Source organism: Spirosoma oryzicola, assembly GCF_021233055.1.
Taxonomy (GTDB): domain Bacteria; phylum Bacteroidota; class Bacteroidia; order Cytophagales; family Spirosomataceae; genus Spirosoma; species Spirosoma oryzicola.
On the sequence record NZ_CP089538.1, the window covers coordinates 2,122,705 to 2,134,938 of the forward strand.

Sequence of the window (12,234 nt, forward strand, 5' to 3'; positions counted from 1 at the left end):
ACTACTTTTGGGCTCTTGCAGAATACCACCAATCATTCTAATTAATGAAAATCTCGTTTACTTGTTTACTTATCCTAAGCAGTTGTCTGTGTTTTGCGCAGACAGGACTGATAAAAGGCCGGGTTTCTAATGAAAGCGGTGACCCAGTTGAAGCAATTAACATCATTTTAAAAGGTACAGGCAAAGGAACAACTACATCCGCATCCGGTGAATTTACGTTTTCAGGCTTAGCCGCAGGATCGTACCAACTTGTCGCGACCGGCGTTGGCTACCAAACGCTTGGCCGTACAATATCGCTGGCAGAACAGCAAACCGTAACGCTAAACCTGACCGTTCAGGAAGCTATGCAGGAGTTGCAAACCGTTGAAATTGTGGGCCGTCGCGAAACGACGTACAAGAACGACATCTCATTTATTGCCAGCAAAACGGCTACTCCATTGAAAGACGTACCGCAGGCCGTGAGTTATGTCACCAAGGAAGTGCTACGCGATCAGGGCGCTTTCACTATGGGCGATGCCGTGAAAAATATGAGCGGTGTGAACCAGTTTACGTTCTACGACGACCTGACGATTCGTGGTTTTCGCATGAACGGCGGTAGCACTACCCAACTCTTTAACGGACTCCGCACCTTTTCGGGATTCTGGAAACAGCCACCCGTCAACTACCTGGAGCGTGTCGAAGTAGTCAAAGGCGCTGCTTCGGCCCTGTACGGCAATTCGTCGCCGGGGGGGACGATCAACCGGGTCACGAAAAAACCGCTGACGACTCCGCAGAAATCGCTTCTGTTCACGACGGGCAGCTTCAACACCATGCGTGTGCTGGCCGACTTCACCGGTCCGATGAACGAAAGCAAAACGCTCTTGTACCGCCTGAATCTGGGTTACGTGAACGCGCAGTCATTCCGAAATCTTCAGTTCGACAAAAACATCATTATTGCGCCCTCGGTGTCATTCCTGCCGACCACCAAAACCCGCATCAACTTTGACCTGGTTTACAACAAGTCGAACAGCCGACTTGACCGGGGGCAGTCTGTAAAAGGAAACGATTTGTATTCCAGCTCAACGGCTACGTCGCTCAACGCCGTCAACGATTACCTGAACGAAGAAACCTATCTGATCACGACCTCGCTGAACCATCAATTTAGTGCCAATACGTCGTTCAACATGGCTTATCTTCGTACGGGCTACACGGAAGATTTGCTGGAACACCGGAGCAGCAACGTCAACGCCATCGATTCGGCGGGGAAAGCCATTGACAACCTGGTAGCCCGGCAGGTTTTTGTGCGGCAGACCAAATCATTCATGGACAATGTCTCGCTGTTCCTGAACCATAACTTCCGTACGGGTCGGGCGGAGCATAAATTTGTTGTTGGCTATGATTATATCCAGTCGACAACGCCTAAAGGGTCAGGGCAGCAAACCGCCAACGGATATTTGCTGAAGGCCGGTGGAGCCGCAGCGTACAATGCAAAACGTCCGGACCTGTATCAGTTTTACAACTATACGGCCAACGGCGTTACGCGGAGCATTCCGAAACCAAACGTATCACATTACGACCTGACGCTTCAGAATAACCAACTGGAAGATCCTACCAAGTACATCTACAATGTCACGACCAATGCGTCAACTACGCCCGTTTTCTACTCCTTGCACGGTATTTATTTGCAGGAACAGGTAAAGATTGATCGGTTGCAAATTCTGCTCGGTCTTCGCTATGACACGTACATTGACAAAAAAGGCTATACCACCAGCACCGAAAGCAATGTTACGCAGCACGCCTTTTTACCACGGATCGGGGCGGTATACAGCGTAACGAAAAACGTAAATCTGTACGGAACCTACACGACTGGTTATAACCCGCAGGATGCTACGGTGCAAAGCGATCCGTTGTCGGGCGGTCCGTTTGACCCGATCCGAAGCACGTTGAAGGAAGTTGGGTTAAAAAGCGAATGGCTGGACGGACGACTAACCGCTAACCTGTCCGTATACGACATAACTCAAACGAATACGCTTTATTCGGCCAATGCCGCCGATAACCCAAACCTGATGATCCAGATTGGACAGGAGCGGGCAAAAGGGGTAGAGGTTGACGTAACGGGCAATATCCTTCCCAACTGGAGTCTGATCGCTACCTACAGTCGCAATGACGCCAAGATTACGGATGCGGGTTCGCGAGCGGCCGATCAGGTTCTGGTGAATATGCAGAAACCGAATGCGCCCAAAGAGCAAGGCAGCTTATGGACCAAATACACGTTCGTATCGGCTGGGCTGAACGGATTGGGTATTGGTTTGGGCGGTAATTTTGTGACAGAACGTAACTTGTCACTGAACAATACACAGACCATTCCAGGCTATACGCTTCTGAACGCGGCTGTTTATTACAAGATCGATAAGTTTCAGTTTCAGGTGAATCTAAACAATCTGGCTAATAAGACCTACTGGGTGGGTGGATACGACTATTTGCGGTTGTTTCCGGGTACACCCCGTAACTTTATGGCTACTGTTTCCTATACATTCTAGTGGCTTAAAAACAGATCAACTCTATAGCTGGTGACGGTGAGAACAACAGGGAAAAACATCGCAGCAAAACTACATTTATGGCTGGGGCTTGGCTCCGGCCTTGTGGTTTTTATCGTGGCGCTTACGGGGTCGCTACTCGTTTTCGAAAAGGAGCTGGAGCCAATCATCGATGCCCGGTTTCATACCATCGTGCCACCCGATAATGCGCAACGGGTACCCCTCGACGAGTTGGTGACAACGGCAACCACCCAGTTTCCCGGCAAAAAATTAAGCCGCGTTGTTATCGAGCCGCACCCCGACCGCACCGTTGTGGTTGAACTTCAGCAAAGCAAAAAAGCAAAAGATATACTGGCTGTCGCCCTTGATCCGTATACGGGTAAAGTCGTGGAGGCAAGGCAGGAGCAGGACGCCTTTTTTTCGGTTGTGCTGCGGCTGCACCGGTACCTCTGTTTGGGTGACACGGGAAAGATCATCACCGGTATTTCGTGCGTTTCGTTCCTGATCATTATGATTAGCGGCTTAGTGCTCTGGTGGCCGAATCGCAAAAACGCGAAACAGCGCTTTACGGTAAAATGGGGTGCTTCGTTCAAACGGCTCAATTGGGATTTGCACGCCATTTTCGGTTTCTACGTACTCCCGTTTGTTTTTCTGATCGCGTCGACGGGGTTGATCTGGAGTTACAAATGGGTCAACAACCTGCTTTTCTACGCCTTTGACGGTAAACCGCAGACTAAGCGGGAAGCCCCCGCAAATCAGTCGTCAGTCTCGTTGAAAAGTGCGGATCTTCTGGAGGAAATGTACGCAGAAACGAATAGACTTTTACCCCATTCCGGAGCCATTACGTTCGCGTTTCCGGAAACCGACAGTCTGGCCGTAACGGTATCAAAACGGAATGAAGAAGCAGCCATCGATAATATTGTTGACTTCCTGTATTTTGACAATGCAACCGGCGATCTGATCAAAAAACGGTTGTACGACGGCGAAACCCGGGGCTTTAAAGCGCGTAGGATTATTTTCCCGATTCACACGGGCAGTATGCTTGGCTGGCCTACCAAGATCATTGCGCTCATTGTGGCGCTGATAACCGCCAGTTTACCCATCACGGGCTTTCTTATCTGGTGGGGACGGGGCAGGAAAAAGAGCGGGACTGTCAGGCAACGAAGCGTCGACAGAGCCTTGCCCAAACAACCGCAGCACAATCGTTCGGTTGTCGTAGCCGCATCGAACAAGCTGAGCGAAGGCTAAGCAAGGAAAACGGCGGTTTGATCGTATGTGGTAAGTTTGAGTTTTCGCGTAGATTTGTCTAACTACTCCTAAGCTCAAATGAAACGACTGCTTTTGCCCCTTGGAGCGCTGGCCGCGCTTACGTTCGGCTGGTCTCATTTTACGCAGAACCTAACCGACGATAAACCCAACGACAACACAAACTGGAGCGAATACCTCGGCGGTCCCGACCGAAATCATTACTCAGCCTTAAGCCAGATCACGCCTGATAACGTTACCAATTTAAAAGTAGCCTGGACCTACGCTACTCCCGATAGTGGACAGATTCAAACGAATCCGATTATTGTTGACGGCGTATTATACGGTGTGTCGCCTACCGTGAAAGTCTTTGCCCTCGACGCCAAAACCGGCAAAGAGATCTGGACCGCCGGTGATCCGCTCAAGGCGTGGTACAGCACGTGTCGCGGGGTGACGTACTGGCAGTCCGAAGGTCCCGGTGAGCCAGACAAACGAATTCTTTATACGGTCGGGCCGTTGCTGTACGCCCTGGATGCCCGAACGGGTAAGCCAATCCCAAGCTTTGGCGAAAACGGTCATGCCGACCTTCACGCTGGGTTAGGGCAGGCGGCCAAAGACAAATTTATCATCTCCAATACACCCGGTACCATTTTCGGCGACTTGATCGTGATGCCCGTTCGGGTGGCGGAAGAAGTTGGTGGAGCGCCGGGCTACATTCGGGCGTTCAATGTGCGTACGGGCAAGCTGGCCTGGACATTCCGTACGATTCCGTACCCCAACGAATACGGCTATAACACCTGGCCGAAGGAAGCGTACCGAAACCCCGATATTGGCGCGGCCAACAACTGGTCGGGCATGGCCGTCGATCGTCGCCGGGGAATTATCTATGTACCGACCGGATCGCCTTCCTACGATTTTTACGGGGGTAACCGGCATGGTCAGAACCTCTTTGCCAACTGCCTGTTAGCCCTCGACGCCAAAACCGGTAAGCGACTCTGGCATTTTCAGGCAGTGCACCATGACCTTTGGGACCGTGATTTTCCGGCTCCGCCCAATCTGGTGACCGTAACCCAGAACGGTAAAAAAATCGACGCTGTGGCGCAGGTTACCAAATCGGGTTTCGTTTTTGTGTTTGACCGCGTGACGGGAAAACCACTCTTCCCAATCAAAGAGGTACCCGTTCCGAAGTCCGATATTCCCGGTGAAATGACCTGGCCCACGCAACCGGTTCCGCAGAAGCCAGCGCCGTTTGCGCGGCAGAGCATGACCGAGGCCGACATCAACCCGCATTCGGGTGATCGCGATTCGCTGAAAGCCGTTCTTCGGTCGGTTGGTAAGCGGTTCTACGAGCCGATCAGCAAACAGGGCAGTCTGATGTTTCCCGGCACCGATGGCGGAGCTGAGTGGGGGGGCGCTGCTGCTGACCCCGACGGTATTCTGTACGTGAATGCCAACGATGTTCCGTGGATTTTCAAGATGATCGACGCGCCGAAAGCGGATGAACTGGCGCATCTCAGCCCCGGACAGCGCGTTTACACCCAAAATTGCATTAGCTGTCACGGTCCCGAACGCAAAGGCAACGCGCGAAGTGGCTATCCATCGCTGGTGGATATTGGACAGCGACGCGACCGGCCGTATGTGATGCAGATTGTCAGCAACGGGAAAGGAATGATGCCTGGTTTTACTGCTTTGTCAGCCGACGATAAACAGGCGCTGATCGCGTTTCTGTTTGGGGAAGAAAAACAGGAGGTGGGTAGTGCCGCTACCATGGCGAAAATAAAGGAGCCTTACCTGCCGTATAAAGTAACCGGATACAACAAGTTTCAGGACAGTCGGGGCTATCCGGCCATTGCGCCACCCTGGGGTACGCTCAACGCGATAAACCTGAATACGGGCGAATACCTGTGGAAGATACCCTTGGGTGAAGATAAAGAATTGAAGGCAAAAGGCATCCGAAATACGGGTACGGAGAACTACGGTGGCCCGGTCATAACGGCCAGTGGCTTGTTATTCATTGCCGCGACGAAAGACGAAAAATTCCGGGCGTTTGACAAGAAAACGGGTAAGCTACTTTGGGAAACCGATTTGCCCGCTGCCGGATTTGCCACGCCCGCAACCTATCAGGTAAATGGCAAGCAATACGTTGTCATTGCCTGTGGTGGTGCCAAGCTGGGGGCCAAAAAAGGAAATCAGTACGTAGCGTTCGCGCTTCCTTAGTACCAGCGAAGGTCGGTCACCAAACGGCGAAAGGTGTGGTGACCGGCCTAGTTGTGAGTATCATCGTGTTTTGTATCCGTATGCATGCTTTCCATGTGGAAAAGCGCGTGTATGAACTAGTCATCATTAAGAAAATAGCCTCATGCGTTATCGGCTGATTACTACTTTTTTGTTCCTACTTACCGGGCTAACAACCTTTGCGCAGTCCGAAGAGCCGATTCATTACAAGATCACGGTACCAGCAGAGGTTGACCTAACCCTCGACGGAACGTTGACACTTCCGGCCAACCTGACCAAACCCGTACCTGTCGTGCTGATCATTGCGGGGTCGGGTTCTACGGACCGGGATGGCAATAGCCCCGCGCCCATTGCAACCTTCGGAACGCTCAAGGCCGGTACGTACCGAATGCTAGCCGATAGTTTGGTCCGTCAGGGAATCGCCGTGGCTCGCTACGACAAACGGGGTTCGGGGGCTAATATCGCTGCCACCATGAAGGTGCTGAAGCCGCAGGACCACCGCTTCGACTACTACATCAGTGATGCCGTCGGCTTTATTCGTCAGCTACAGGCCGACAAACGGTTTTCGAAAGTCGTGGTTGCCGGTCATAGCGAAGGCTCGTTGGTGGGGATGTTAGCGACTATTGAGACAAAGGCCAGTGGCTTTATATCCCTGGCGGGGGCGGGCCGGAATATTGCCGATGTGTTGAAAGTACAGTTTAAGGGTTTGCCGGAAGAACAGCGACAACTGGTCTACCAGGATCTGGATTCGCTCCGGTCGGGACAAACGGTTCATAAACCGGCTCTGGTTGCGCTGATGGTTTTACATCCATTATTACAGCCTGCCATGATTTCGTGGATGAAATACGATCCGGCCAACGAACTAAAACGGATTAAAGGACCCGTATTGATTATTAACGGGAAACAGGATATCCAGGTTGCTGCGAGCGAAGCGGAGATGCTAAAAGCGGCCCGGCCTGACGCTCGTTTGCTGCTGTTCGATCAGATGAACCACGTGCTTAAGAACGCACCAACGGATACCACCGAAAATTTTAAGACGTACACCGATCCGGCCTTGCCCCTGACGGCGGGTCTGGCAACGGCCATCGCTCAGTTTGTGAAGCGGTAGAGCGAGTAACTCTCCAAGAGTTTTGCCGTCGATTCGCTAATTGGCGGAGTAATGCTGCAAGTAAGCAATCAGGCGCTCGAAATTCAGCTGCTCGTAAGGATTTTGGGTCTGCCGGGTGAGCAAATGCCGGTAGCTGTCAATCAGACCATCGAAGTACGGATTGTGATTGAGTCGGGCGGCAATTAAGCCCTTGTAGCAACGGTGTACCTGATTGTATACGTACTGGCAGGGCTGATTGGGGTGTTCGTTCAGTAGCCGGTCGAGGGAGGGAAGGGTACAGGCGCTTTCCAGAAAGGAAAATCCCTGCGTATCGAAAAACTGCTCGATCTGCTCGCAGCTATGAGCAAGCTCTTCGTCGGAATTGATCTTGTAACGGAAATACTGAAAGCCGTTGAACTTACCAATCGAACTAATCAGCGTATTGGCGTCGGGACGACCATCGGGCGAGGTATTCAGAAATTGCTGGGCGATCTGCTCGATCTGGTCGTTGCGGCACCCAAAGTTCACGTCCAGCACCGTTTCTTCGCCATAAAACGAGGAGGACAGAATAACATTCAGAAACCCAATTGCTACGTTACGGCGGTACTGTTTCTTTTCGGGCAACAGTGTATAGCCATGCTCCGCAAAAAACGGGGTCAAGTGCTGATACAGGTTCGTTTCAAACGGAGTGGCAGTCATTCGTACGTGTCCATGCTGAAAAAATAATGGTAGCCAGTAGCGGCATAACAGCCTAAAAGCAAATTAGTTTATTAATTTTCGGCTAAAGGATAGGGCGTAAGAAAGGCCATTGATCGAACCAAATCAGGCGTCGTTGCGTTATACAGCTACACGCCCGCATTGGGGGTCAATTGGGGACGACCGGAATTGACAGCTTGCTGAGGTCGCGTGTAAGCATGCCGGGAGTTGTCGATAGTTCCCGACCCGAACAAATCGTCAAAACAATAACTGGCGAGTATAACTACGCCATGGCTGCCTAATCCGGAGGATTAAGCAATAGCCATTGTCTCCCCGGCCTACGTGCTGCTGGCTGGATCAGGAGGCATCGACTCGCAGCGCTGGCTCGGTTTATGGTGTTAACGGCCGAGTAAGAAACAAGCACATACGGATGAGGCTTGGTTCGGTACACACCGGGCCGATTCCCGACAATCCTAAGGGTACCTAAGCATGTAGAAAGCACGACGGGTTCCTTGACTGGACGAGAGTTCGAATCTCTCCGTCTCCACAAAAAGGTTCTAAAACCCCGAAATCAGCCTGATTTCGGGGTTTTTTTAAAATGTGCCACCTATAATGTATCTATAATATTTTGTAAATAAGTCGTTTCACTAAATCTTAAAGAAATGAATTCTGAGTTCGAAAATTTCGAGAATAGTTTTCTATCTAAAGTTCTAAACCTATACTCTGCTGCTAAGGAAGGTGGCGATGTTGAACCAAATCTTGAATATAACCTTCCAAATGGTAAAATTATATTGGAAGAGTTTAGAGAGAAAGTAAGTGAATATATTGAAGGTTTAGAGCGTATTCTTTCTCTGACTGATCCCGGTACTTTGTTGTATCAGTATGCTTCCTTTGAGCAAGACAAAATTAAAGATTCGTTTTTCCAAGAAAAACTCGGATCGAACACAGAGGATGATATTGATTCATTAGATGAATATGCTGAAAACGAAACCTTAAATGTAAAAGAGAACTTTGGTAATGATTGTGTTGAGCTGTATAACGTTATACAAGATCTTAAAGAATAATATATAAATACTGGCATAATATAAATTCTTAAAATCAAACAGTATAATTATATATATAATGAATATTTCTGATATACCTAGCTTTGATCTTTACAAGAAGCGATTATTAGAATTAGAAAACAGAGCTGTTACATACGAAGAAAAAGAACAGATTAATGTACTTAAAACTAAATTTTTATCCTTAAGTACAATTTCTGACCGTTTTAATCGAGTGTTTACTGATAAAGGCTGGGTTTCACATGAATCTCTTAGTGTGCCAGTTATGGAAAAAGCATTGAGATTACATAAAGAAAAAGGTATAACTCAAGCAGAAAAATATTTAATAGATTATTATAATGAAGATACTATTAGAATAGGGATCACTAGACTTTGGGGAACAGAACCGTTTAGAGATAGACTACATATTATTAAGCTTGCATATGCAGACTTTATCTGTGGACGTTATCACTCTTGTGTTCCTTTATTACTTATGATGATTGATGGAGTTGTTGCCGATTCAGGTAATAACTTAGGTTTTTTTTCTGATAAGTCAGAAGTTGTAAGCTGGGACTCTATTGCTGGACACGATAGTGGTTTACAAGCGTTAAAAACTATATATTATAAATCTAGAGGTACTACTAATAAAAATCGTATTTCTCTTCCTTACCGTAATGGAATATTACACGGTAGAGATTTAGGTTTTGCAAATCAAGAGGTTGCAACTAAATGTTGGGTATTATTATTTGTAGTGAGGGATGTGCTAGCAGCACAAAAAGATCAAGAAACAAGAAAAGAAATCTATAGTAAAGAAGTAACTAAGACTTTAGACGATATTCAAAATGATATGGATAAGATTACTGCTGATCTATCAGAAGTAATTAATATGGATGTTTTTAAAAGAGCTCCAGTAGTAGTAGGAGTTGATTGTCCTGATTCTGGTAGTGCTGATAACTATGTAGAGAGATCTCCAGAAAGAGCACTAGTAGAATTCATTGAATTGTGGAAGAAAAAAAATTACGGTGGTATGGCTTTAAGTATTTACAAATCAGATTACTATACTAAAGGGCAAATGGCTGGGAGAATAAATAAAACTTTTAAAGAAAAAGATCTGATTAGTTTTAAAATAATTAGTATCAATGATGTGTCTTCGTGTACAGTTGATATTGAAACTATAGTTAATGTATCTCATAAATTAAATCAGCCTAATGAATATACTGTCAAGTTTAGGTTGTTGTATTGTAATAAAGAATCTACAGAGTTGATAGTTAATACTAAAAAAGAAGGACAATGGAAAATTGTGGAAGATTTTTATATAATAAAAATGATAGGTACATCACTTGAATACTTGTAAAGACTTATAAATAAACAAATAACTTGCTATAATTTAAAAGTTCGGAATAGTTAATTAAGGTAAGAATAGATTGTTCATTACACTTCAAATAAACGTATAATTATAATGATAACAGTTTACTTAGATTGGAACATAATAACTAATCTTGCAGATCCCTCATATATAAATAATATAGATATACAAAAAAAATTATTATATATAAAAGATAAGTTTGAAACTCGCGGAAAAGATGTGGCTATACCGTATTCCAATGCTCACATGAATGATTTGTCAAAAAGTTATAAGAAAGGAGAAAGAGAACGTGTAGAAAAATCTCTCAACTACTTATCATTACTTACTTGGGATGTATGTATAGCTAAATATTGGGGTGAAGATGTTCCTAAGTGGCACAAAAGATCTCCAAAGGAGTTTTTTGAGACGACAATCAGCTTAGATGACTTACAATCTAAAAACTTTACGCAGCTCACTGCGGGTATTGATGAATTAGTAAAGACAGGCGTATTTGATGTATTCAAAGCAATACCCCACGACATTGACTTTGGCTATATTATAAAAAATTACCCAGCTCTAGCCAATCTATATCCGTTATCTCAACAGGAAAATAATGTGTATGCAGTTCTACACGATACTTTTAATATTTTGGAACTTATATCTGATGACCCTAGCTTATACAATGAATTAAGGAAAATGGTTAAAGAGAGTATCGGTATTGATCCTCATATAAGCGCACTCAATAATATAGTTGATAAGTTAGACGAATTTTTGCCAAATACTTTATTGAATACGTCTTTTACTGAACTCGCATCATCCAACCAAAGTAACTTATATTATAAGAAATCTTATCAAGATGTAATAGTCCATAAATTTATGCAACTAGATTTTTTAGGTTATAATTCTGATAAGTTGTCAGACAAGAATAAGTATAGTAATTTGTTCAATGATGCATTGCATTGCTACTATGCTGCGTATTGTGATGTATTTATAACTAATGATAAAAAAACAGCTAAGAAGAGTAAAGCTGTTTATGAAAGTGAGGGTATCATTACACAGATATATAGTTTAGATGAATTTACAAGTTTGTTGCAGGAAATAAATAAGAAATAATTAATAGATATACATCGCTAAAAAGTAAGTTTGACTTTATTTTTTAGCGATGTATATCTATCTCCTTTGGCGGTATGAATGATATTACAGCTAAGCTTTAACGTAGATTATTCATTTAAAGACTTCGGGTTTCCTTTTAGCTTTGATTTTGTCTGAAATATTTGCGCCAGAATTGTCGATATATGAACTGGCTCTTTATTTTTGTCTCGTTTTCTCATCGCTCCGAACCATAGTTTTGATCTCGATTGCAACCACCGCCTTCGATGCGGATTCGGTGCTTTAGACTCCCTTTCTTTTGGGCCTCAAACCATTCCCGTTCTTCAGGACTCATCGACTGACCTTTGCTCTGCCGATCTTGTAATGACTTGAAGAGATGCATGCCGGTTAACTCTTTTTCGTTTGCCATTGGCTTGATTGGTTATAGTAAACTAATACAGCGTGTTTAAACTCTGATGCGTCCATAGCGTAGCTTAAAAAAGCCTAACATCGCATGCTGAGTAGGTGTCAAGTGTTGGTTGTTCTGCTCCATTATAACCAAAGAGACATAATCAGGTGGATAGACATAAGCTTCTTCCTGTGGGGGAGCCGGGGCCGCAGCTGGCGGGGGTGTGGGTGGGCTAGGGGTACTACCGACCGTGTTGCCGGTTTTTGTTTCAATGTGCTGCACCAGATCGACAAAGTAGTTGTAGCCCGTTATATCAATGATGCCCGTACCCGGATTACCATTAATCTCCGTGATGTAGAAGTTAGGAGCCTTATTCCCGTATGATGTCCACCCCAGCGAACTCAAGGCCGATCGCTTTAGCCGCTTGAACACAGCGTTTTTGTTCGGTAGCTGACACGGTAACGGCTCGACCGCTATAATAGCTTGAATGCTAAACGGCTGATCAAAGTCTTTAAAGGGTGCGACTTTTTAAATTGCTATAAACAAAAGTGCCACACTATGTATATAGCGTG

General features: G+C 46.0%; 10 protein-coding genes and 1 other RNA gene. 8 read left to right on the forward strand and 3 right to left on the reverse strand.

Features of this window, described 5'->3' with window-relative positions; all coding sequences use genetic code 11:
* The first annotated feature begins 44 nt into the window (after positions 1 to 44).
* The 4 genes from LQ777_RS08590 to LQ777_RS08605 all read left to right on the forward strand — a co-directional run bounded on the left by LQ777_RS08590 (position 45) and on the right by LQ777_RS08605 (position 7,104).
* Entirely contained in the window at positions 45 to 2,519 is a 2,475-nt protein-coding gene (locus LQ777_RS08590) for a TonB-dependent receptor (protein WP_232562108.1), read from the forward strand.
* Positions 2,520 to 2,555: 36 nt separating this feature from the next.
* Positions 2,556 to 3,764, forward strand: coding sequence for a PepSY-associated TM helix domain-containing protein (locus LQ777_RS08595; protein WP_232562109.1), 1,209 nt, complete (start codon positions 2,556 to 2,558; stop codon positions 3,762 to 3,764).
* A gap of 78 nt (positions 3,765 to 3,842) precedes the next feature.
* Positions 3,843 to 5,978 carry an outer membrane protein assembly factor BamB family protein gene (locus LQ777_RS08600; protein WP_232562110.1) on the forward strand — a complete coding sequence of 712 codons (2,136 nt, stop codon included), beginning with the start codon at positions 3,843 to 3,845 and terminating at the stop codon, positions 5,976 to 5,978.
* 142 nt (positions 5,979 to 6,120) lie between these two features.
* Complete coding sequence (locus LQ777_RS08605; RefSeq protein ID WP_232562111.1) at positions 6,121 to 7,104, forward strand: alpha/beta hydrolase; 984 nt, start codon at positions 6,121 to 6,123, stop codon at positions 7,102 to 7,104.
* Between the two features lie 36 nt (positions 7,105 to 7,140).
* On the opposite strand, the gene LQ777_RS08610 is transcribed toward LQ777_RS08605, so the two are convergent.
* On the reverse strand, positions 7,141 to 7,782 hold the full coding sequence (locus tag LQ777_RS08610) for a hypothetical protein (protein WP_232562112.1): 642 nt from the start codon (positions 7,780 to 7,782) through the stop codon (positions 7,141 to 7,143).
* A 172-nt stretch (positions 7,783 to 7,954) separates the two neighbouring features.
* On the opposite strand from LQ777_RS08610, the gene ssrA reads away from it, so the two are divergent.
* The 4 genes from ssrA to LQ777_RS08630 all read left to right on the forward strand — a co-directional run bounded on the left by ssrA (position 7,955) and on the right by LQ777_RS08630 (position 11,277).
* Positions 7,955 to 8,329: a transfer-messenger RNA gene (gene ssrA, locus LQ777_RS08615) on the forward strand.
* A gap of 112 nt (positions 8,330 to 8,441) precedes the next feature.
* Positions 8,442 to 8,843: a hypothetical protein gene (locus tag LQ777_RS08620; RefSeq protein ID WP_232562113.1), complete on the forward strand. Its 402-nt coding sequence runs from the start codon at positions 8,442 to 8,444 to the stop codon at positions 8,841 to 8,843.
* A 58-nt stretch (positions 8,844 to 8,901) separates the two neighbouring features.
* The gene (locus LQ777_RS08625; protein WP_232562114.1) at positions 8,902 to 10,173 is read left to right on the forward strand and encodes a hypothetical protein; all 1,272 of its coding nucleotides are present in this window, start codon (positions 8,902 to 8,904) and stop codon (positions 10,171 to 10,173) included.
* Positions 10,174 to 10,278: 105 nt separating this feature from the next.
* Positions 10,279 to 11,277, forward strand: a complete 999-nt coding sequence (locus tag LQ777_RS08630) for a hypothetical protein (RefSeq protein ID WP_232562115.1) — start codon at positions 10,279 to 10,281, stop codon at positions 11,275 to 11,277.
* A 214-nt stretch (positions 11,278 to 11,491) separates the two neighbouring features.
* On the opposite strand, the gene LQ777_RS08635 is transcribed toward LQ777_RS08630, so the two are convergent.
* Both LQ777_RS08635 and LQ777_RS08640 read right to left on the reverse strand, forming a co-directional pair.
* A complete protein-coding gene (locus tag LQ777_RS08635) occupies positions 11,492 to 11,683 on the reverse strand; it encodes a hypothetical protein (protein ID WP_232562116.1) in 192 nt (63 codons plus the stop codon).
* 36 nt (positions 11,684 to 11,719) lie between these two features.
* Positions 11,720 to 12,094 (reverse strand): hypothetical protein, encoded by a 375-nt coding sequence (locus LQ777_RS08640; RefSeq protein WP_232562117.1) that lies wholly within the window; start codon positions 12,092 to 12,094, stop codon positions 11,720 to 11,722.
* Between the last annotated feature and the right edge of the window lie 140 nt (positions 12,095 to 12,234).